At 73.9% G+C, this 22,004-nt stretch carries 17 protein-coding genes; 12 read left to right on the forward strand and 5 right to left on the reverse strand.

Going from position 1 to position 22,004, the window contains the following annotated elements:
- Nucleotides 1–202: 202 nt before the first annotated feature.
- Nucleotides 203–652 (reverse strand): winged helix-turn-helix transcriptional regulator, encoded by a 450-nt coding sequence (locus tag KZQ38_RS23930; RefSeq protein WP_219444700.1) that lies wholly within the window; start codon nucleotides 650–652, stop codon nucleotides 203–205.
- Nucleotides 653–736: 84 nt separating this feature from the next.
- Here KZQ38_RS23930 and KZQ38_RS23935 point away from each other — a divergent pair, with 84 nt between their 5' ends.
- The 3 genes from KZQ38_RS23935 (at nucleotide 737) to KZQ38_RS23945 (ending at nucleotide 4,760) form a co-directional block, all read left to right on the forward strand.
- Entirely contained in the window at nucleotides 737–1,939 is a 1,203-nt protein-coding gene (locus tag KZQ38_RS23935; protein WP_308258561.1) for an MFS transporter, read from the forward strand.
- Between the two features lie 40 nt (nucleotides 1,940–1,979).
- Entirely contained in the window at nucleotides 1,980–4,253 is a 2,274-nt protein-coding gene (locus tag KZQ38_RS23940) for an Orn/Lys/Arg family decarboxylase (protein WP_219444702.1), read from the forward strand.
- A 135-nt stretch (nucleotides 4,254–4,388) separates the two neighbouring features.
- On the forward strand, nucleotides 4,389–4,760 hold the full coding sequence (locus tag KZQ38_RS23945; protein ID WP_219444704.1) for a hypothetical protein: 372 nt from the start codon (nucleotides 4,389–4,391) through the stop codon (nucleotides 4,758–4,760).
- 47 nt (nucleotides 4,761–4,807) lie between these two features.
- Here the strand turns inward: KZQ38_RS23945 and KZQ38_RS23950 are convergent, their stop codons facing one another.
- Both KZQ38_RS23950 and KZQ38_RS23955 read right to left on the reverse strand, forming a co-directional pair.
- On the reverse strand, nucleotides 4,808–5,620 hold the full coding sequence (locus tag KZQ38_RS23950; protein ID WP_219444706.1) for an LURP-one-related family protein: 813 nt from the start codon (nucleotides 5,618–5,620) through the stop codon (nucleotides 4,808–4,810).
- 124 nt (nucleotides 5,621–5,744) lie between these two features.
- Nucleotides 5,745–6,836, reverse strand: a complete 1,092-nt coding sequence (locus KZQ38_RS23955) for a cytochrome P450 family protein (RefSeq protein ID WP_219444708.1) — start codon at nucleotides 6,834–6,836, stop codon at nucleotides 5,745–5,747.
- Nucleotides 6,837–6,939: 103 nt separating this feature from the next.
- Here KZQ38_RS23955 and KZQ38_RS23960 point away from each other — a divergent pair, with 103 nt between their 5' ends.
- A complete protein-coding gene (locus KZQ38_RS23960; protein ID WP_219444709.1) occupies nucleotides 6,940–7,401 on the forward strand; it encodes a MarR family winged helix-turn-helix transcriptional regulator in 462 nt (153 codons plus the stop codon).
- Nucleotides 7,402–7,404: 3 nt separating this feature from the next.
- Here the strand turns inward: KZQ38_RS23960 and KZQ38_RS23965 are convergent, their stop codons facing one another.
- Nucleotides 7,405–11,064 carry an ATP-binding protein gene (locus tag KZQ38_RS23965; protein WP_308258562.1) on the reverse strand — a complete coding sequence of 1,220 codons (3,660 nt, stop codon included), beginning with the start codon at nucleotides 11,062–11,064 and terminating at the stop codon, nucleotides 7,405–7,407.
- Nucleotides 11,065–11,246: 182 nt separating this feature from the next.
- Here KZQ38_RS23965 and KZQ38_RS23970 point away from each other — a divergent pair, with 182 nt between their 5' ends.
- From KZQ38_RS23970 to KZQ38_RS23995, 6 genes are all read left to right on the forward strand, one after another.
- The gene (locus tag KZQ38_RS23970; RefSeq protein ID WP_219444711.1) at nucleotides 11,247–11,603 is read left to right on the forward strand and encodes a hypothetical protein; all 357 of its coding nucleotides are present in this window, start codon (nucleotides 11,247–11,249) and stop codon (nucleotides 11,601–11,603) included.
- Nucleotides 11,600–11,767: a hypothetical protein gene (locus KZQ38_RS23975; RefSeq protein ID WP_219444713.1), complete on the forward strand. Its 168-nt coding sequence runs from the start codon at nucleotides 11,600–11,602 to the stop codon at nucleotides 11,765–11,767. The genes KZQ38_RS23970 and KZQ38_RS23975 overlap by 4 nt, the downstream gene beginning before the upstream one ends.
- Nucleotides 11,768–12,066: 299 nt before the next feature.
- Nucleotides 12,067–13,329, forward strand: coding sequence for an ABC transporter substrate-binding protein (locus KZQ38_RS23980; RefSeq protein ID WP_219444714.1), 1,263 nt, complete (start codon nucleotides 12,067–12,069; stop codon nucleotides 13,327–13,329).
- A gap of 5 nt (nucleotides 13,330–13,334) precedes the next feature.
- Nucleotides 13,335–14,222: a carbohydrate ABC transporter permease gene (locus tag KZQ38_RS23985; RefSeq protein ID WP_308258563.1), complete on the forward strand. Its 888-nt coding sequence runs from the start codon at nucleotides 13,335–13,337 to the stop codon at nucleotides 14,220–14,222.
- A 3-nt stretch (nucleotides 14,223–14,225) separates the two neighbouring features.
- On the forward strand, nucleotides 14,226–15,047 hold the full coding sequence (locus KZQ38_RS23990) for a carbohydrate ABC transporter permease (RefSeq protein ID WP_219444716.1): 822 nt from the start codon (nucleotides 14,226–14,228) through the stop codon (nucleotides 15,045–15,047).
- An 8-nt stretch (nucleotides 15,048–15,055) separates the two neighbouring features.
- Complete coding sequence (locus KZQ38_RS23995; protein WP_219444718.1) at nucleotides 15,056–16,432, forward strand: GH1 family beta-glucosidase; 1,377 nt, start codon at nucleotides 15,056–15,058, stop codon at nucleotides 16,430–16,432.
- A 300-nt stretch (nucleotides 16,433–16,732) separates the two neighbouring features.
- On the opposite strand, the gene KZQ38_RS24000 is transcribed toward KZQ38_RS23995, so the two are convergent.
- Nucleotides 16,733–18,019 (reverse strand): COG1470 family protein, encoded by a 1,287-nt coding sequence (locus KZQ38_RS24000; protein WP_219444720.1) that lies wholly within the window; start codon nucleotides 18,017–18,019, stop codon nucleotides 16,733–16,735.
- 166 nt (nucleotides 18,020–18,185) lie between these two features.
- Between KZQ38_RS24000 and KZQ38_RS24005 the strand changes: the two genes are divergently transcribed.
- Nucleotides 18,186–18,812: a helix-turn-helix transcriptional regulator gene (locus KZQ38_RS24005; protein ID WP_219444721.1), complete on the forward strand. Its 627-nt coding sequence runs from the start codon at nucleotides 18,186–18,188 to the stop codon at nucleotides 18,810–18,812.
- Nucleotides 18,813–18,920: 108 nt separating this feature from the next.
- Entirely contained in the window at nucleotides 18,921–21,992 is a 3,072-nt protein-coding gene (locus KZQ38_RS24010; RefSeq protein ID WP_308258564.1) for a hypothetical protein, read from the forward strand.
- The last annotated feature ends 12 nt before the right edge of the window (nucleotides 21,993–22,004 follow it).

Below are 22,004 nucleotides of genomic sequence, written 5' to 3' on the forward strand. Positions count from 1 at the left end.
ACCCGCGGTGGTGTAGACGCGTTCCACCCGCACTCCGCGGCCGGCCGCTTCCCCGTTCGAACGGCCGGTCGCCGACGTCCCCGCTGTCTCCGTCATCGCCCCTCTTCACCGACGCCAGGCTGAGGCAGGCCCAACCTGTTGGGTAGTTGGATGGAATTCCTACTACATGTTGTGGTCGGGCGCAGGGTGACACGCCGAGCGATCACGTTCGCGGAGGGGGCGCGGTCACCTTGCGGACGTGGGTGGTGTCGGCGGTGAGCGGCTCGCCGGTCGGGCCGAGGGGGCGCAGTTCGGGGAGCCGCCTGCCCTCGGCGTCGAGGAGCAGCGAGTGCGGCTCCCCCTCCTCGAACGCGTGGCGCTCGCCCCACTGCCGGAGCGCGACCACGACGGTGAACAGGTCGCGACCGGCTTCGGTGAGCGCGTAGGTCTGCCGCCTGCCGGAGGGCGCGGTGGTGCGTTCGAGGATGCCGTGGTCGACCAGCTTGCGGAGCCGGTCGGTGAGGATGTTGCGGGCGATGCCCAGGCGCGCGTGGAAGTCGGTGAACGCGCTCGCGCCGTCCATCGCGTCGCGGACGATGAGCATGCTCCACCGGTCTCCCACGATGTCCAGCGCGCGGGCGGTGGGGCAGTGCGGGTCGGTCCAGTCGGGCATCGGGTCATCCTCGTAGGTTGCGTTTTGAAACTATTCTGCCGTACCGTCCAAATGGTTGCAAAGTGCTACTGATTGGAGTGCCCGGTGCCCTCGTTGCCGAAGCGGCAGCGGCTGCTGCTCGCCGTGGTGTGCGGAGTCGCGGTCGCGAACGTCTACGCCGGACAACCGGTGCTCGACGCCATCGGCGGGGACCTGGGCCTCGGGCCGGGCGCGCTGGGGTGGCTGGTCGCGGTCGGCCAGCTCGGGTACCTGGTCGGCCTGGTGGTGCTGGTCCCGCTGGGCGACGTCCTCGACCGCCGCCGCCTCATCGCCGCGCACCTCGCCCTCACCGCGGTCGGCGCGGCGGTCACCGCGACGGCGGGCGGCGGCACGCAGGCGTTCGCCGGCCTGGCTGTCGCCGGGTTGTTCGCGGTCGTCGTGCAGACCGCGGTGGCGTACGCGGCGTCGCGGTCCGCGCCCGCCGAGCGCGGCGGGAACATCGGCGTGGTGACCTCGGGCGTGGTGGTCGGCATCCTCGGGGCACGCGTCGTGTCCGGTGCGCTCACCGGGCTCTGGGGCTGGCGCAGCACCTACTTCGCACTGGCGATCGCGTCGACCGCGTTGGCCGTCGTGGTCCTGCTCGTGCTGCCTGCCGACGAACGCACCGCGAGGCCCGACCACCGGCGGGCGCCGGGCGCGTTCGCCGGTCTGGCGCGGGACCGGCTGTTCCTCGGCCGCGGTCTCGTGGCGTTCTTCACCTTCGCCTCGTTCGGGACGCTGTGGAGCGGTCTCGCGTTGCCGCTCGGCGCGGCGCCGTGGCACCTGGAACCGGTCTGGACCGGTCTGTTCGGGTTGGCCGGGCTGGTCGGCGCGCTCGGCGCGGCGCGGGCGGGCGCGTGGGCCGACCGGGGTCGCGCGCCCGGCGTGACGGGCTGGTCGCTCGCCGCCCTGCTCGCCTCGTGGCCGCTCACGGCGATGACCGGCACGTCGCTGTGGCCCTTGGTCGTCGGGGTGCTCGTGCTCGACTTCGCCGTCCAGGCCGTGCACGTCACCAACCAGCACCGCTTGACCACCGCTCATCCGCACCGCACGAGCACCGTCATCGGCGGCTACATGGTCTTCTACTCCCTCGGGTCGGCCCTCGGCGCGATCACGACCACCGCCGCCTACGACGCCGCGGGGTGGGTGGCGTCGAGCGCTCTCGGGGCCGGGTACGCGGCGTGCGCCCTTCTGGTGTCCAAAGTGGACCGACCTGCCGGCGGGGTCGTCACGCGTTCGTGGCATCGACAGGGAAGCGCACAGGCTTGAGACTCGACCCTGGCAGCGCAGCCGGCGGAAGGGGTCGATCGTGACGCGTTCAACCGTGTTGGTGGCACTGGACACCGAGAAGACCGGCCCGGTCGCCCGCGACCAGCTCGCACGCATCTGCGAGCGGCTGGGCGCGGAGGGGCACGAGGTCGTCCGGGCACGCGGCGCCGACGACGCGCTGGCGTTGACGCAGAGCAGGGCCGACCTCTCCGTGGCCGTGGTGTCCTGGGACCTCGACGCGCCGGAAGCGGTGCTCAAGGCGCTCATGGGGCGGTTCACCAAGCTCCCGGTCTTCCTGGTGACGACGGCGGCCTCCGTGGACGACCTGCCGCTGTGGGTCTCCCAGGTCATCTCCGGCTACGTCTGGCTCCTGGAGGACACGCCGGACTTCATCGCGGGCCGGATCGGCGTCGCCGCCCGGAGGTACCTCGACGGCCTGCTGCCGCCGTTCTTCCGCGAGCTGCGCCGGTTCGACGACGCGCACGAGTATTCGTGGCACACCCCGGCGCACGCGGGCGGTGTCGCGTTCCTCAAGTCTCCGGTCGGGCGGGCGTTCTACGACTACTACGGAGAGCGGCTGTTCCGGACCGACCTCTCGATCTCCGTGGGGGAACTGGGTTCCCTGTTCGAGCACAGCGGCCCGATCGGCGACGCCGAGCGCAACGCCGCGCGTGTCTTCGGCGCGGACCTGACGTACTTCGTGCTGCACGGCGACTCCACCGCCGACCGGATCGCCTGCCACGCGAGCATCGCCACCGACGAACTGGTCCTCGTGGACCGCAACTGCCACAAGGCGATCTACCACGGCCTCACCCTCACCGGCGGTCGGCCGGTCTACCTCGTGCCCACCCGCAACGGGTACGGGTTGATGGGGCCCGTACCGCCGGCGGCGATGCGGGAGGACGCGGTGGCCGCGCGGGTCGACCGCAGCCCGTTCACCGCCTCCGCGGCCGGCCGGCGTCCGGTGTACGCGGTGATCACCAATTCGACCTACGACGGGCTGTGCTACGACGCCGTCCGCGTCGCGGAACTGCTCGGCGCCACCGTGCCACGACTGCACCTGGACGAGGCGTGGTTCGCCTACGCGCGGTTCCACCCGATCTACGCCCGCCGCTACGGGATGTCCGTGGACGCCGCCGCGCTGCCCGACGACGTGCGGCCGACGGTGTTCAGCACGCAGTCCACGCACAAGCTGCTGGCCGCCATGTCGCAGAGTTCCATGGTGCACGTCAAGAACTCGCCGCGGTCGCCGGTCGACCACCGGCAGTTCAACGAGACGTTCATGATGCACGCCACCACGTCACCGATGTACCCCATGATCGCGGGGCTCGACGTGGCCGCCGCGATGATGGACGGGCCGGACGGCCGGTGGCTCACCGACGAGGCGATCACCGAGGCGATCCGCTTCCGCCAGGCGGTGGCGCGCATCGGCAGGCGCATCCGCGAAGCGGCCGACCGGCCCGACTGGTTCTTCGGCACCTGGCAGCCGACCGAGGTCACCGACCCCGCCACCGGCGAGGTGCACGCGTTCCTCGACGCCCCGCTGGACCTGCTGCGCACCGAGCCGTCCTGCTGGGTGTTGGCCCCCGGTGCGGCGTGGCACGGTTTCGCGGGAATGGAGGACGGCTTCTGCCTCCTGGACCCGGTGAAGGTCACCATCACCTGCCCCGGCGTCAACGCGGCCGGCGAGGTCTCCGACCCGGGCATCCCCGCGCGCATCCTCACGATGTACCTGGAGACGCGGGGGATCGTCGTGGAGAAGACCGACGCGTACACCTGCCTGATCCTGTTCTCCATGGGCATCACCAAGGGCAAGTGGGGCACGCTGCTCGACGCGATGCTGGACTTCAAGGCGCTCTACGACGCGAACGCGCCGCTGGCCGAGGTGCTGCCGGACCTGGTGCGGGCGCACCCCGGGCAGTACGCGCGGCTCACCCTCCCCGACCTCGCCGCCCGGATGCACGCCCAACTCGGCCGCAGTGACCTGACCGGGCTGCTGGACGAGGCGTTCACGCACCCCACGCCCGCGGTGCTCACCCCGGCCCAGGCGTACCAGCGGCTGATCCGCGGCGGCACCGAACCCGTGCGGCTCGCGGACATCGCGGGCCGGACCGCGGCGACGATGGTGGTCACCACGCCGCCGGGCATCCCGGTCCTCATGCCGGGCGAGAGCACGGGTGAGGCGGGCGGCCCGGTGCTGCGCTACCTGCGGGCGCTGGAGGCGTTCGACCGGGAGTTCCCCGGTTTCCCCAGCGAGACCCACGGCGTCACCCGGAGCACCGCGGGCGACTACCACATCACCTGCCTCCGCTGAACCGGTCCGGCGAACCCGCCCGCGAAGACTTCGGTCCGTAGTCGAGTGAACCTCCAGAGCAACGAGCACGGGGCCTCGCGCGTGTATCTACTGATCGACTGGAACGCGGTCGAGAGATCCTTGGAGGGGTTCAACGTGAGGTTCGTCAAGGCAGTGGCGGGGGTCGTGCTCGCGATGGCGGCGATGCTGGGTGGGACCATGACGGCGGGTGCCGCGCCGGCGGAGCAGGCCGCGTCCACCCCGCGGTACCAGGTGTCGACGTGGCACTACGTCAACATCCGGTCCTGCGAGGCCACGTCGTGCGACGTCGTCGGCTACCTCCCGGCGGGGGCCACCACCACCGCGTGGTGTTGGACGTTCGGCGAGACGATCACCGACGCGGGCATCACGAACAACATCTGGCTGCTGCTGAACCGGCAGGACGGCGCGCGGTGGATGGCGAGCGCGGTGTACTTCACCGGCGACCAGTTCGCGAACCTCCCGTTCGAGGCGAACTGCGACTTCTGACGGTCGCGGCGCGGGAACCCCTCGTGGTTCCCGCGCCGGTGGGCGGTTCAGCCGAGGCCGCGGCTGTCCTGCTTGAGCGCGGTGTCGACGGTCAGCGCCGACGCCACCACCAGGCTCAGCAGGGGATCGGCCAGCGGCCGGTGGATTTGCAGCACGTAGTTGTCGGCCGTGGTGAACATCGTCTTCGCGAAGCCCTCCCACGTCTTGGTGATGCGGGCGACCTCGGCGCCGGTGTGGTCGCTGATGGAGAAGTTCCACGCCCGCCAGTTCTCCGCCTGGATGCCGCCGATCCGGTTGCCGTTCAGCTCGAACGCGAACCGGATCTTGCCGATGGCGTTCTCCTGGCGGATCTCGCCGACCACCGCGCCGTCGCCGCGCTCCACGATCACCCGCGACTTCAGGATCTTGGCGGGCCGGGTCAGCCGCAACACGGTCTGCCCGTGGGCGTCCCGGACCTCCAGCTTGTGCGTGAAGAACTGGTCGTAGCTGCCGAGGAACCGCACGATCTTCTTCAACGTGCTCTGGCCGACCTGCACGACGCTGCCGAGCTGTCCGCCGTGCTGGTCGTAGACGGCGTACTCGTTGGCGACCTCGACCAGCTTCACCCGCTGGTTGACCACCAGGACCGGCTCGGTGAACAACGTCCCGCCGCCCTGCCCGACCTGCCCGACCCCGGCCTTGCGCTGCTGCTCGCGGATGCGGTTCGGGTCCGGCGCGCCGTCCAGGGACAGCTCCCACGGGTTCGCATCGCTCTTCGGCGGGCGTTGCCGCGTCTGCGCCGTCCACTGGGCGCCGTCCCAGTAACGCAGCACCGGGGAGTCGGGCGTCTCCGGGTACCAACCGGGCTGAGGGTTCGTCATGGCCGGAACTGTAGCCGCGGGGACGGATCGGCAAGCCGCGTTCGCGGGACGCCGCCGCCCGCGCCCGGTGATCACGCTCTCAGCCCGCCGGGTGGACCCGGTCCGGGACGTCGGGCAGCGGCGGTCACCGCAACCGCACCGGCAGCGAGAGCAGGCGTGCGCCCATGATGCCGCCCGGCGTGTGGTGGCGGAGTTCGTGGAACGGCGTGGTGAGGCGGGCTCCGGGGTGCTCGGCCCGCAACACCTCGACCACCGCGCGCAGTTCCAGGCGGGCCAACTGGGCGCCGATGCAGTAGTGGGGCCCCGCGCCGAACGTGAGGTCGTGGGCGTTCCGGCCGAGCTGCCGGTTGACGCCGACGACGTCGACCAGCACGGGGGAGCGGGCCGGCAGCCGCAGTCCCGCGAGTTCCACTTCGGTCGACGTGAAGCGCCACAGCGTGAACGGGGCGGGTGGGTGGGCGCGGAGGGTGTCGTCGACGAGGTCGTCGTCGGCGGGTGCCGCCGGGTCGCCGAGCAACCGGGCCACGACGAAACCGACGGACAGGTCGGTGGTGAGCTGCCCGGCGAACAGCAGGGTGAAGATCTGGTAGTGGAGGTCCCGCCGGGTGCTGCCCGGCGGCATCCGGCGGGCGAGTTCGGCGGTCGGGCCGTCCTCCAGCGCGGCGTCCGCGAGGGCGGCGAAGGCGGCCATGGCCGGCGGCACGTGGTCCGGGTAGTCGGTGTGCATCAGCCGGCAGGCGTGCATCGCGGTGTCGACGTGCTCGGCGGGGATGCCGAGGAGGTCGCACAGGACGGTCAGCGGGTACCGGGTGGTGAAGTCCTCCACCAGGTCCGCCTCGGGACCGAGGTCCGCGAGGAGGCGTCGGGCGGTGGCGCGCAGCCGCGGGTACGCCGCACGCATCCGGGCCGCGCCCAGCAGCGGCGCGAACGCGCGGCGCAGCCGGGTGTGGGCCTCGCCGTCGAGCGTGGTGACGGACATCTGCTCGGCCGCCGCGGGTTCGAGGCCCGCCGTGCGGCGGTCCCAGTGCGCCGGCGCGAGGGCGGTGTCCTTGGCGAACCGGGGGTCGGCCAGGACCACGCGGGCCAGGTCCGGGTCGGTGACGACCCAGGCCGGGCCGCCCGCCTGCGCCTCGACCCGGACCACGGGCTCGGTGGACGGCACCCGGTGCGGGTCGGGCACGCCGATGGAGCCGACTCGGGCGGAGAAGGGCGACATGGTGGTCCTCTCGGGCGGTTCGGGAGATTCGCTGCGTGACACAGTAACTGTGTAGCACAGTTTATGTGCGACGCAGTATGCTCCTCGGCGTGGAGGGAGCGTGATGAGCCGATCACCCGAAGACGCGCGCTCGGAGGTCCTGCGGGCCATCGCCCGCTGGCAGATCCCGGTGGTCCAGTTCGGCGGGATGGTCGCCGAACACCTCGGGATGACGTGGACGGACCTTCAGGCGTTGTACGTGCTGGCCAACGAGGGACCCGCCACACCCGGCCGGCTCGCGCGGCGGGTGAACCTCACCAGCGGCTCGGCGTCACGCATGATCGACCGGTTGGAGCGGGCGGGTTTCGTGCGCCGCGTGCCCGACGAGCACGACCGCCGCCGGGTGCTCATCGAGCCCGAACCCGGGGCGGTGGACCGGGTCGGCCGCCTCTACGACGAGTTGAACGCCCGCCACCGCGCCGACCTCGACGCGCTCGACGACGGCGAACTGGCCGTCCTGCGGAAGTTCCTCGCCACCGCCACCGAGCGCACCGAGGAGGAGATCCGGCGCTTCGGCACGGCCTGACGCCTACCGCGGCGTCCGCAGGTTCGCCCGCACGTGCTCGGTGATGCCCGCGCGGGAGTCGGTGCGCAGCTTGACCGCCAGCCGCGACACGTGGGACTGCACGGTCCGCCTCGGCAGCGCCAGCTCGTCCGCGATGTCCGGGTTGGACAGACCCGCCGCGACCAGCCGCGCGATGCGGACCTCCAGCGGCGACAGGGCGAGCCAGCCGGACATCGGGCCGCGCACCGCCGGGCCCGTGCGCCGCACGCCCGCCGCGCGGCGGCGGTTCTCGGCGCGCTGGACGTCCCAACGCGCGCCGAGCGACATGAACAGCTTCACCGCCTCGGCGAACGCCTCCGCCGCCTCGTCCGCGCGGTCCACCCCGGCCAGCAGCACACCCGCGTCCTCCAACGCCGCGGCGCACTCCACCACGCGCCCCACCACGCGGTAGTGCGCGGCGGACGCGAGCACCGGGTCCGGGTCGCCCGCCACCAGGCCCCGGCAGTGCGCGGCGGCGGCGTGCGCGCGAGCCGGGCGCACCTCCTTCGCGGCCTCCTCCTCGCACACGGCCAGCGCTTCACGCGCCGTCGCGCGGTCACCCGCGGCGAGCGCCAGCCGGGCCGCGTAGGCCAACCACTGGTGACGCAACATCATCCGGGCGTAGTCCGGCCGCAGCACCGGCGCGAGGCGGGCCACCGCCTCATCCACGGCGCCCCGCTGCTCCGCCGCCAACGCCGCGGCCACCAGGTAGAAGTCGCAGCTCTCCCGCTCCGAGCGGGTGGCAGGCGCCTCGGCGGCGTCCAGGTGCGCCCCGGCCGTGACGCGGTCGTCGCGGTGCCCCGCGATGAGAGCCGCCACGCCGTGCATGAGCAACGTGGCGGGCCCCGGCTCGCGCAGGCCGAAGAACGTGATGGCGGGCCCGTCCTCGGTCACCGTGTCCAACTCGGCCAGCGCCTCGTCCCAGCGGCCCGTCCAGTGGTGGTGCACGGCCGCCGTCACCTGGAGGCCGGTGGGCAGGCCGTGCCGGGCCGCCACCACCCGCGCCTCCCGCACCGCGTCCTCCGCCTCCGCCAGGCGATCGAGGTTCTGGAGGCTGAACACCCGGTTGTCCAGCAGGTCGAACCGCAGCTCGGCCAGCTCCGGCACGTTGCCGACCGCGGCCAGCGCGTCGTCCACGTGGTGCAGCGCCCGCTCGTGGTCGCGGCGGATCGAGTGCAGCAGCCACAACGTCTGCGACGCGTACGCGATGGGGTACGGCTCGCCCAGGGCGGCGGCTTCCGCGTGCGCCCGCCGCGCCGAGCGCTCGGCCTCGCCCAGGTCCGCCAGGTCGCCGCGGTGGAACTCGGCCAGCAACGCCACGTGGCGCACCCGCCACAGGCCCGGCACGTCCGGCGCGTTCAACGCCTCGCCCAGCACGGCCATCGCGGTCGCCGTGTCGCCACGTCGGTGCCGCATGGACGCACGCAGGTGCCGCATCTCCGCGGCCTCCGCCGGGTCCGCGGTCAACGCCAGCGCCCGTTCCGCCTCCGCCTCCGGGTTCGCGCCCATCCGGAACAACACCCGCACCCGCGCGGCGAGCAGGCTCGCCCGCTGCGCCGGTGTCGGCAGGTCGGTGTCCACGGCGCGACGCAGCATCTCGGCGGCGACGGCGGGCGCGCGGTTGGCCACCGCCACGTGGTGCTCGGCCAGCCAGCGCACCACCCAGCCGTCCACCGGGATCTCCTCGGCCACCAGGTGCTCGGCGATCCGCTCCACCGGCACGCCCGCCTCGGCCAGCGCCTCCGCGGCGTGCCGGTGCAACGCCGCGCGCACCGACGCCGGGATGCCCTCGTGCAGCGCCTGCCGCAGGTACGGGTGCCGGAACGCGAGGTCGTCGCCCGCCTCCACGACGACGGCCGCGGCCAGCGCCTCCTCCAGCACGCCCACCAGCTCCAGCGCCGACCGCCCGGTCACCGCGGTCAGCTCCGCCACCCGGAACTCCACGCCCAGCAGCGCCGCCAGCCGCAACACCTCCCGGGCGTCGTCGGACAACACCTCCAGCGCGCGCTCCACCGCGGCCAGCAGCGACCTCGGCACCTCCGCGGCGGCGGCCGGGTCGACCTCGGCGGTACCGCCCACCACCCGCACCGACGACCCGCGCACCAGCGCGCGGGCCACCTCGGTCAGGTAGAGCGGGTTGCCCGCGCTGCGGCGGACCAGGTCGCGCAGCACGTCGCCGGGCGGTGCGCCCACGGTGTGCGCGATCAACGCCTCCGCGGCGGCCGGCGCGAGCGGGCCCAGCGCCACGATGTGCCCGTTGCGCGCCTCCACGGCCCGGCGCACCTGCGCCAGCTCCGGCCGGCCCGGGTCCGCGCGGGTCGCGGCCACCAGCAGCAGCGGGAGCTGCCGGGTCGCGGCGGCCAACCGGTGCCACAGCAGCACGCTGGCGTCGTCCGCCCAGTGCAGGTCGTCCACGACCAGCACCAGCGGCGCGGTCGTGCACGCCTCGTCCACCAGCGCCAGCAGCCGGTCCACCGCGACGGGCACCGGGTCGGCCGCGCCGGGGTCGCCACGCAGCAGCGCCGCCACCTCCGCCCGCCGCGGGTCCGGCGAGTCGGGGTGCACGGCCAGGCAGTCCATCGCCACCTGGAGCGGGTTGCGCCTGCCCAGCTCGTCGGCGGCGGCCCAGGCGACCTGGCAGCCCCGGTCGCCCGCGTCCGCCAGCGCCGCCGTGAGCAGGGCCGATTTCCCGATGCCCGCCTCGCCCTCCACCCACACGGCCGTGCCCCGCCCGACCAGCACGTCGGACACCAGCTCGCGCAGTTGCGCCGTCTCGTCGTCGCGCCCGACGTACCCGCCGGGCGCGGAGGCCGCCAGCGTCACGCGCGGCGGCACCGAGAGCAGCGCTCGCCGCGGTGGTGGCGGTGGCGGCCCGGCCAGGATCTCGCGGTGCAGGGCACGGAGCGCGGGGCCCGGTTCGACGCCCTGCGCCGACACCAGGGCCTGACGCGCCTCCTGGTACGCCTCCAGCGCCTCCGCCTGCCTGCCGGAGCGGTGCAGCGCCAGCATCACCAGCTCGCGCAACGACTCGTGCCACGGGTGCTCGGCGACCAGCGGGGTCAGGTCCGCGACCACCTCGGCGTGCTCGCCCAGCTCCAGCCGCGCGCGGGCACGCGACTCCGCCGCGCCGAGCCGCAGCTCCGCCAGCCGCTGCCGCTCCAGCTCGGCGAACGGGCCGGGCAGCCCCGCGTACGCGGCGCCGTGCCACAGCGCGAGCGCGTCGCCCAGCGCGTCCCGGGCCTGCTCCCACCGGCCCACCGCCAGCAGCCGACCGCCCTCCTCGCGCGCGCGGTCGAACAGCGCGGTGTCCACCGCGTCGTCCGCCACCCGCAGCACGTAGCCGGTGGAGCGTGATTCGAGTGCTTCGCGGTGCGGTCCCAGCACGCGCCGCAGACCCGACACGTAGGTGTGCAGGCTGCCGACGACGCTCGCGGGTGGTTCGGCGCCCCACAGCGCGTCGACCAGCTCGTGCCGGGACACCACCTGGTTCGCCCTGGCCGCGAGCACCGCCAGCACCGCGCGCTGCCGGGCCGGGCCCAGCGGCAGCTCCTCGTCGCCGACCCAGGCGCGCACCGGTCCCAGCACGCTGACCCGCAGTCCGCCGGCAGTAGTGGTCGGCACCAGCACACCCCCGAGATCCAGCACGCAGGTTACTCAACCCGGTCGCGGCACCCGCCCGGCGACCACTCGACCGGAGCACGCTGCTCCCGTCACGCAGGCAGATCGAGGGTACGGACGGGCAAACCGTAGCCGTGCGCCTTGGCGGCGCGCCGACGTCGTGGTGGGCTCCAAGAACGTCCTCGTTCCCGTGCGGAGGTGCGGTGGATATGCGATCCGAAGGGAACGCGGGTCCCGGACCGCGCGGCGCGACCGGCGAGCGGTTCGCCGGGGACCTGCTGCTCCGCCTGGCCCGGGAGGGGTGGCTCGTGGTGTCGCCGGAACAGGCCCGGCGCGTCGTCGCGGAGCTGGAGCGCACGCTGGAGGTGGTCCGCGCGCGGGTCCGCCGGGCCGAGCTGTCCCGGCGGCTGCGTGACGTGGCCGACGGCGACATCGAGCCCGCGGTGGACCGCCTGGCGGTGGACGCGGTGTTCGCGGGGCAGATCGCGTTCGACACGTGGGAACGCGCCCTGGTGGAGCTGCCCAAGTACATCGAGGCGTTCCGCATCGCGGCGGGGCGCCGGTGACCAGGCAGGAACTGCGGGTGCTCGACCTGAGCGGCGAGCTGGACGCGGCGTGCACCGAGCGGCGGTCGGCCCTCGCGTGCGGTGACGCGGACACGGCGGGGCTGCTCGCCGCGTGGATCGACGCCCTGCTCGACGAGTGGAACCGGCGTGCGCGTGCCGGGTGAGTGGGTGCCGTGCTCGTGTGGGGCTGTGTCGTGTGGGGGCCGGTGTGCGCGTGCCGGGTGAGTGGGTGCCGTGCTCGTGTGGGGCTGTGTGGTGTCGGGGCCGGTGTGCGCGTGCCGCGCGAGCGAGCGCCGCGCTCGCGCAGAGCTGTCCGGTGCCCGAACCCCCGTGCGCGCACGGCCGAGTTGCCCTTTCGGGCAACTGTTCCGCAACGAAGGGCAGACGCCGCCCGGCCGGGTTCGCGAACACCCCGCCCGGTACCACGATGGGCGCATTGACAGGTCGGCGGAGGAGTCGGAAGATGCGGCGTTCGTATCGACCGCTGTGGCTGGTCACGGCGTTGGTCCTGGTCGCCGGGTGCGGCGGTGGCACGAGCGGTGACGGGCGGCTCCGGCTCACCGTGGCGACGTTCGGCGAGTTCGGCTACGAGTCGCTGTTCGAGGAGTACGAGCGGGCGCACCCCGGCGTGGACGTGGTGGGCCGGGTCGCCGACTTCGACGCACACCACAAGGGCCTGATCACCGCGCTGGCCACCGGGAACGGTGCCGCCGACGTGGTGGCCGTCGAGGAGCAGTACATGCCCCGGCTGCGCGAGTCCACGGCCGGGTTCGCCGACCTCGCGAAGTTCGGCGCGAGCGGGCTGCGCGACCGGTGGGCGCCGTGGAAGTGGGAGCAGGGCGTCGCGGACGACGGGAAGGTCGTGCTCGGGCTCGGCACCGACATGGGCGGCCTCGCCATGTGCTACCGGCGCGACCTGTTCGAGCGCGCGGGGCTGCCCACCGACCGGGACGCCGTCGCCGCCCTGTGGCCGACCTGGGAGCAGTACGCCGAGGTGGCCGACCGGTTCGCCCGCGACGCGCCGGGCGCCGCGTTCGTCGACTCGGTGAGGTCGATCTACACGGCGGTGCTCAACCAGGCGGGCGAGAGCTACTTCGCCCGCGCGGGCGACTCCTTCATCGCCGACACCAACCCCAACGTGAAGCGGGCGTTCGACATCGCCGGCGCGCTCGGCGCGAGCGGGCGCACGGCGAAGGTCAACACGTTCACGCAGCCGTGGAACGTCGCCATCAACCAGGGCGGTTTCGCCACCCTCACCTGCCCGGCGTGGATGCTCGCCCAGATCAAGGACGCGGGCGGACCGGCGAACTCGGGCAAGTGGGACGTCACCGCGATCCCGGGCGGCGGCGGCAACTGGGGCGGCTCCTACCTCACGGTGCCCGCGCAGGGCGCGCACCAGCGCGAGGCGTACCAGCTCGCGGAGTGGCTCACCGCGCCCGAGCAGCAGCGGAAGCTGTTCGTGGACGACGGCATCCTGCCCAGCCAACCCGAGGTGTACCGGGACCCGGTCGTGCTGGAGCACAAGGACCCCTACTTCAGCGACGCGCCGGTGGGCAGGCTGTTCGCCGCCTCGTCCGACACCATCCGCCCCAACTACCGGGGTGTCCGCGACGCCGACGTGCGACCGGTGTTCGGCCGCGCCCTCGGCCGCGTCGAAGAGGGCTCGCAGAGCATCGACCAGGCGTGGGAGCAGGCGGTCCGCGAAGCGCGGGACGCCGTCCGGTAGCCGTCGTGTTCGCCCGCTTGGACCGCAAGGTCACGCCGTACCTGTTCGTCGCGCCCTTCTTCGTGCTGTTCGCCACCTTCGGGGTGTACCCGTTGGCGCGCACCGCGTGGATGTCCCTGCACCGCTGGGACCTCCTCACCGGTCCGGTCCGGTTCTCCGGCCTGGCCAACTACGCCCACCTGTTCACCGACCCGCTGTTCTACAACGCGTTGGCCAACACGGCGAGCATCTTCGTCGTCTCGACCGTGCCGCAACTGGCGGCGGCGCTGGGGATCGCGGCGTTGCTGGACCGCCCGCTGCGCGGGCGCACCGCGTGGCACGGCGCCGTGCTGCTGCCCAACCTGGTGCCGGTGGTGGCGGTGGCGTTGGTGTTCACCCAGTTGTTCGGCCGTGACCAGGGTTTCGTGACGTGGGTGCTGACGTGGTTCGGCGCGGACCCGTTCGACTGGCAGGCGCACGCCTGGTCGGCGCACCTCGGGGTCGCCGTCATGGTGATCTGGCGCTGGACCGGCTACAACGCCCTGCTGTACCTGGCCGCCATGCAGGCCGTGCCGCGTGAGCTGCACGAGGCCGCCGCGCTGGACGGCGCGTCGCGGGCGCGGGTGTTCCGGTCGGTGACCCTGCCCGGCATCCGGCCCACCCTGCTGTTCACCGTGGTGGTGTCCGCGATCGGCGGGTTGCAGTTGTTCACCGAGCCGCGCCTGTTCGGCGTCGGCAGCTCGGGCGGCAACGACCGGCAGTTCCAGACCCTCGTGATGTACCTCTACGAGAACGGTTTCGAGCGCTTCGACGCGGGTTACGCCGCGGCGATCTCCTGGGTCCTGTTCGCGCTGTGCGCGGTGCTCGCGTCGGTCAACGCCGTGCTGGTGCGCCGGCTCGTCGGGCGGGGGTGAGGCGTGCGCCGCGCTCCCGGTGTGCTCGCTCGCGCGGCACTGCTGCTCGTCGTCGTGGGCTCGCTGTTCCCGTTGTACTGGTCGATCGTCGTGGCGTCGCACGACAACGCGGCCATGTCCGCCCGCGTGCCGCCGCTGCTGCCCGGCGGCGAGCTGGGCCACAACGCGCACGCGGTGTTCGAGGCGGTGGACTTCCAGGCCGCCATGGCGAACTCGGCGATCGTGGCGGGCACGGTGACCGTGTCGAACGTGCTGCTGTCCACGCTGGCCGGTTTCGCGTTCGCCCACCTGGTGTTCCGGGGTCGCCGCGTGTTGTTCGGCCTCGTCCTCGGCTCCGTGCTGGTGCCCGCGCTGCTGGGCGTGGTGCCGATGTTCGAGCTGGTGAGCGGACTGGGCTGGTACGGGCGGCTGGAAGCGGTGATCGTGCCGGGCCTGGTGAGCGCGTTCGGCGTGTTCTGGATGCGCCAGGCGTGCCGCGAGGCGGTGCCCCGCGAACTGGTGGACGCCGCGCGGGTCGACGGCTGCTCGCTGCCGCGCGTCTACTGGCACGTCGTGCTGCCCGCGCTGCGCCCGAACGCCCTGGTGCTGGCGATGCTGACCTTCCTGACGTCCTGGAACGACTTCTTCTGGCCGCTGGTGGTGCTCGACCCGGTCGAGTCGCCCACGGTGCAGCTCGCCCTGTCCCACCTCGCGGGCGGCTACTACACCGACTACCCGCTCGTGCTGACCGGGGCCGTGCTCGGCACGCTCCCGGTTGTCGTGCTGTTCGCACTCCTGGCAAGGAAATTGGTCACCGGCCTCGTGGGGGGTCGGGTCAACCCGTGAGGTGGCTGGTGGAACAAGTCTTCCCGTCGGACTTCCTGTGGGGCGCCGCCACGGCGGCCTACCAGATCGAGGGTTCGTTGCACGTCGATGGTCGAGGACCGTCCATATGGGACACGTTCGCGGCGGTTCCGGGCGCGGTGCTGGGCGGCGCGGACGGCGATCCCGGCTGCGACCACTACCGCCGGTACCGCGAGGACGTGGCGCTGATGGGGGAACTGGGGCTGCCCGCCTACCGCTTCTCCACGGCGTGGCCGCGCGTGATGCCGGACGGGCGGACCGTGGAGCCGCGCGGGCTGGCGTTCTACGACCGCCTGGTGGACGACCTGCTCGACCGCGGCATCCGGCCGCTGGTCACGCTCTACCACTGGGACCTGCCGCAGGCGTTGCAGGACGTCGGCGGCTGGGGCAGGCGGGACATCGCGGCGCGGTTCACCGACTACGCGTGCACCGTCCACGAACGGCTCGGCGACCGGGTGGCGGACTGGACGACGCTCAACGAGCCGTTCTGCTCGGCGTTCCTGGGTTACGGCCTCGGCGTGCACGCACCCGGCGTGCAGGACGAGCGGGCCGCGCTGGTGGCCGCGCACCACCACCTGCTGGCGCACGGCTCGGCGACGCGGGCGCTGCGTGAACTCGGCGGCGCCGGGCAGCGGCTGTCGATCGTGCTGAACTTCTCGCCCGCGCTGGCCGACCGCGACGACGACGCGCACCGCGACGCGGTCCGCCGGTTCGACGGGCTGCACAACCGGTTCTTCCTCGACCCGGTGCTGGGGCGGGGGTACCCGGAGGACGTGCTCGCCGACCTCGCGCACCTGCGTGCGCTGGAACCGGCGATCCACGACGGCGACCTGTCGACAGTCGGCGCGTCCGTGGACTGGATAGGCGTGAACTACTACGCACCGTCCCGGGTGGTCCCGCTCTCGGACCCGCACACGCCGAGCAACTGCGAACTGCCCGGTCTGCGCGGGGTGGACGTCCTGCCACCCCGGGGGCCGCTGACGTCGATCGGCTGGGAGCAGCACCCCGGTTCGCTGACGGACCTGCTGGTGTGGCTGGACGAGCACTGCGCCGGCGTGCCGCTGGTGGTGTCCGAGAACGGCGCCGCGTTCACCGACGTGGTCGACGCGGACGGCCGGGTGCGTGACGTGCGGCGGACCCGGTACCTGGCCGAGCACCTGCGTGCCGTGCACGCGGCGATCGCCCGCGGTGCGGATGTGCGGGGCTACCTCGCGTGGTCGCTGCTGGACAACTTCGAGTGGGCTTTCGGTTACACGCAGCGGTTCGGGTTGGTGCACGTGGACTTCGACACGCAGCGGAGGACGGTCAAGGACAGCGGCCGGTTCTTCGCCGACGTGGTGGCGCGCAACGCGGTACCCGCCAACTGAGTCGCCGGGACCCGGGGCCGGCGCGGAACACCGCGTCAGCCCTGGGGTCGCGCCGAGGACTCCTGCCTGCCCTGCGCCGCTCCCGGCCAACCCCGCGCCGCTCCCCGCCGGCCCCGGCCGCCCGAACCCCGGCCCCGGGCCGTCCTGTCGCGCCGCGTCCGCCGCACCCTCGTGTCGCGCCCGCCGCTCCGCCGGCCACGCGTCATCGCCCTCCGCGCTGCCTGCCCCGCGCTGCCTGCCCCGCGCCGCCCGTGCTGCGCCGCCCGTGCCGCGCCGCACCGCCGGTCCCGCACTCGCGGATCAGTTGTCGTCCGGCAGGTCGCCGAGTTCACCGCTCACGTGGACCACCTGGAAGCAGTCCGGGGCCTGCTGCCCGTTGGCCGGCGTGCCGGGCTTGCCGCACGTCACCGTGGCCGTCACGGACGCACCCTGCGGCACGTCGATCGGCGTCACCCAGTGGTAGTCCTGGTTGCGGAACGTCTCCAGGGCGATCGGCGTGAGCTTGCGCTCGCCGAACGCGACGACCAGCACGCCCTCGTCGCCCTGGTGGTTGCCGACCAGCAGGTCGGTGATCCGGAAGACCTTGCCGTCGGGCACGGTGTAAGCGCCGACGCCCTCCGCGCCCGCACCCGTGTGCACCTCGACGGTCTCCGAACTCTGCCGCCCGCCACCGATCCCGGTGCCCGGCTGGCCCTGCCCCCGACCCTGGCCCTGCCCCTGGCCGCCGGGCTGCCGACCGTCCTCCCCACCGGGCTGCTCCGGCGACGGCTGCTCGGGCGACGGCTCGACGCGCTCGGCCTGGGCGATCTCCCGCGCCCGGTCGTCGGCGGCCTCGCGGGCGGCGGACCGGACGGCGGGGCGCACCAGCAGCAGCCACGCCAGCAGCAACGCCAGCAGGGCGGCGAGCAGCGCGAGCAGCCACCGGGGGAACACCGGCAGCTGGATCAGCTCGCCCTCCAGCTCGTGCCGCGTGGTGTCGTCGCCACCGGTCGCGGTCGCGTCCAGCCGCAGCGGCCACTGCTCGGGCTTGCCGAACCACAGCACCTTCCCGACCCGCACCCGCAGTTCCAGCTCCACGCGGTCACCGGGCTCGACCCGGGCGGCCTCCCGCGGCAGGGTGTACGTCAGCCGGTCGTCGGTCTCCGGCGCGCTCAACGCCACCGAGACCGGGGTGTTGCCCGCGTTGTGCAGCTCCACGTGGTACCGCGCGCTGCGCCAGGCGCGGCGGCGTTCCGGCACCAGTTCGGCGCGCTGCTCGGCGAACGGCTGGACGACCACCGTCGTCTCGGTCACCACCACCGACTCGGGGCGTTCGGCGGGCAGCACCCGCACGCCCAGCGGGATCTCGCCGGCGCGCACCGCGGGCGACCGGGGCGGGCGCAGCCGCACCGCCACCTCGCCGGTGGTCCCGGGGTACAGCGAGAGCCGCTCCGGCTCGACCACCGTCCACGGCGCGCATTCGCCGACCACCTCGAACTCGTACGCCTCGACGATGTCGCTGTCGTTGCGCACCGTCATCGTCGTGCTGGTCTCCTGGCCGGGCGTCACGACCACCGTGGGGAGACCGAATTCCGTCGTTGCGGTCACGGCACGCAACGGTAGGTACGCGGGTGGCGGCCTGGCAGGGAGAAAAGGGCACTGTGCGGGCAAACCAGTGCACGGGCGGACCGCGGCCGGTGCCCCGGAGCACCCCGCGCGACCACCATGGTGCCACCAGGGCCGGCGCGGCCCGGCTGATCCGGAGGGGGTCCGCATGACGACGAGAATCCCGGTCGCGGTCTACGCCGAGGACCCGGTCCTGCGCACGGGTGTCACCCACCAACTCCGCCCGCGCCCCGAGGTGGAGGTGCTCACCACCGCGGAGGAGTCGCGGGCGCTGGTGGCGCTCGTGGTGGTCGACGAGGTGGACGAAGCGGCGGCGCGGTTGCTGCGCCGGTTGCGCCGCTCGTCGACGGCGCGCACCGGTGTGGTGGTGAGCCGGTTCGACCACGACGCGTTGCAGGTCACCGTGGACTGCGGTGTGTCGGCCGTGGTGCGGCGCGTGGAAGCCGACCAGGACCGCCTGGTGGCGACGGTCCTGGCGCTGGCGAAGGGCGAGGCGGTGTTACCCGGTGACCTGGTGGGCAGGCTGCTCGACCACGTCGGCCGGTTGCAGCGCAGCGTGCTCGACCCCAACGCGCCCACGCTGTCCACGCTCACCCCGCGCGAGGCGGACATGCTGCGGCTGATCTCGGAGGGCCTGGACACGGCCGAGATCGCGGTGCGGATGTCGTTCTCGGAGCGGACGGTGAAGAACGTCCTGCACGAGGTGAGCACGCGGCTGAACCTGCGCAACCGCGCCCACGCCGTGGGTTACGTGATGCGGCACGGCCTGATCTGAGCGGGTTGCCCGAACCGACCCCGCGGTCTGCCCCGGTCCTGCCCCCGCGGGCCTCGTGCCCGCCCGCCGCTCGCGGCGACGATTCCCGCGGAGAGCCACGGAGGTGTCGTGAAGTTGTCCACCAGGCCCAGGAACCGGATGGTCGCGGTGATCGCGGCGGCGGTCGCGTTGTGCGGGATCGTCGTGGTCGCGCGCACCGAGACCGCGCCCGCGGCGGCGCGGCAGGACGAGGCGGACGTCGCCGGGCGCATCGCGTTCGCGGGCACCGGTCACCGCAGCATCGGCGAGGTGATCGACCCGGTGCCCGAGCAGATGCCGCCGAGCGAGCCGCTGGCGGAGGGCGCCGCGCACTTCGACGACCACGTGTCGGCACGCGGCGACCTGGTGGTGTTCACCAGCTTGCGCGACGAGCGGCGGCCCCAGGTGTACCTGCGGCGGCCGGACGGCTCGGTGCGCAGGCTCACCGCGGGCCGCGACGCCGGGCACCCGCAGCTCTCACCGGACCTGCGGACCGTGGTGTTCGACTCGGCCGAGGACGGGCAACGCGACCTGTGGTTGGTGGGCGTCGACGGGAACGGCCTGCGGCGGCTCACCGAGGGCGGCGCGAACGAGAGCTGGCCGACGTTCTCGCCGGACGGCACGCAGGTCGCGTACACCACCGACCGGGACGGCGAGCCGGAGGTCTACCGGCGGCCGGTGGCGGGCGGACCGGCCGTGCGGCTCACCGACGAACCGACGGGCGCGGCCGGTGAACCGGCCTGGAACCCGGAGGACGGCCGCATCGCCTACACCCTCACCACGAACGGGCAACCGCGGCTGCGCGTCCTCGACGGCACGGGCGTCGGCACCCCGGTGCTGGGCGGCGGCCAGGCCGGGTGGCGTGCCCGCTGGCCGTCGTGGCTGCCCGACGGGTCGGGCCTGCTGTTCCTCAGCTACGACCAGACCTGCGACTGCACGGCCGATCCGAAGGTGGAGAAGGTCTACCGGGTCGACACCGGGACCGGGCTGCCGGTGACCGCCGTGCCGGGCCTCCTGCTCGCCGAGGACCGCCAGGTGTCCGCACCGGCGTGGTCGGTGGTCGGGCGGCCGAGGCTGCTGATCGCGCGGACCACCGCCGCGACCCGCAACACCGCCACGCTCCAGGACGTGCGCCCGGACGGCGTCGACCCGCGCGACCTCGGCCTGCCCGTGCTGCGGGAGGACCCGGGCATCGCCGAGGACCCGAACCGGCTGTTCCACCCGGGAGCCGGGTACGACCCGTGGACGCAGCGGCAGGGCTACTCGCCGGACGGGCGGCGGATCGTGGTGACCCGGTTCGAGGACGTCGAGGGGGTCCGGGCGCAGCGGCTGTGGGTGGTGGACGCCGACGGCGGCGACCCGCGCCGCATCCCCGTGGCCGACCGGCAGACGACCGACTGGGAGTTCGACCCGGCGTGGTCGCCGGACGGCCGGTTCATCGCCTTCGCCCGGCGCTCGCCCGGCGGGGTGCGGCCGGACGCGGGCGGGCTGAGCCGGGTGGTGGTCGTGGAGGTGGCGACCGGCGCGGTGGTGGGGAACCTGCGCCCGCCGGTCGACGTGCCTGGCCAGGAGGACACGCAGCCCGCGTGGTCCCCGGACGGCGCGACCCTCGCGTTCACCAGGGGCGTGGTGTCCAAGGACGGGAACGGCGTGGAAGTCCGCCGCAACCACATCTGGACCGCCCGCGCCCGCACCCTGGACCAGCAGCGCGACGTGTCGGCGGCGGTGTGCGGGTTCGCCTGCGAGGTGACCGACGACAGCGCCGCGTTCCGCCCGGACGGCCGGTCGCTGGTGTTCAACCGCGAGTTCGACGGGCTGGTGGAGGTCTCCACGGCGGACCTCGGGTGCCGGGTGCTGCTGCCGCCGGGGCAGCGCGCGTGCTCCACGCCGCTGACCGCGCCGCCCGCCGGGCCGTACCAGCCCCGGGACGCCGCGTACGCGCCGGACGGCGGGAGCCTGGTGCTCACCACCCGGCGGGAGGGTCCGGCGGCGTCACCGGAGGAGCTGGTGGTGCTCGCCGGCGGCCGGCTGGACCGGATCACCGCCGGCCTGCCCGGCAGGCAGAAGGAACCGACCTGGCAGCCGTCGGTGGACCTGGCGGTGGAAGCGCCGCCCGCGCTGCCGGTCGTGGACACCGGTGCTTCGACGACGGTGACCGTGACCGTGACGAACCGTGGGCCGGGCACGTCGTCCGGCACGGCGCTGACCATCGGCGTGCCGGAAGGGGTGCGGGTGGACGTGGCGCGGCCCGGTCAGGGCTCGTGCTCGGTGTCGCGGTGCGATCTCGGCGAGTTGCGTGGCGGGTCGTCGGTCCGGGTGTCCGTGGACCTGGTCGGCCTGACGCCCGGTCGGCGGCGGGTGACGTGGACCGCGGCGGGTGACGTGCTGGACGTGCGGCCCGGCGACAACACCGCGCGCACCGACGTCCCGGTGCGGGAACGGGCCACCACGCCGCCGCCTTCCACGCCGCCTCCGCCCCCACCGCCACCACCACCACCACCCGCGCCGGTGCCGCCCGCGGCGGGTCCCGGTGTGGCCGTCGTGGTGCAGCCCAACCCCTCGTACGTCGGCGGCAACGCGACCGCCACGTACACCGTGCGCAACGGCGGCGGTTCGCTCGCCACCGGCTTGCGACTGGAACTCGCGCTGCCGCAAGGGGTTCCGGTGTCGGCCCGGCCACCGGGGTGCGTCACGACCGGGTGCGTGCTGCCCGACCTCGCGCCCGGCGGTGAACTGGTCCTCCAGGTGGTGTTCGCACCCGACGCGCCGCTGGAGACCAGCGTCGGCGCAACGCTGCGGACCACCGGCACGGACGCCGACCCGGGCGACAACACCGCCGCGGCGCCGATGCGCGTGCTGCTGCCCCGGATCGTGGCCGTGCCGCCGATCGGCGAGCCCGGGTTCGTGACGTCCGTGCGGGGCGTGGACTTCCCGCCCGGCGTGCCGGTCCGGCTCACCTGGTCGCCCGGCATCACCGCGGCGGCGGCGCCCGCGTTCCCCCGTGCGGACGGCGGGTTCGCCGCGCAGCTGCTGATCCTGGTCAAGGACCAGACCGGACCACGCACGATCACCGCCACCGGGCCCGGCTTCCGGCCGGCCACCACCCCGTTCCTCGTCGTCGCGGGCTCCGTCGCGCCGCCCGACGTGGTGCGGCGGCGTTGACCACGACGACGA

Origin of the sequence: Saccharothrix obliqua (genome assembly GCF_019375475.1) — a bacterium.
Lineage (GTDB): Bacteria > Actinomycetota > Actinomycetes > Mycobacteriales > Pseudonocardiaceae > Actinosynnema > Actinosynnema obliqua.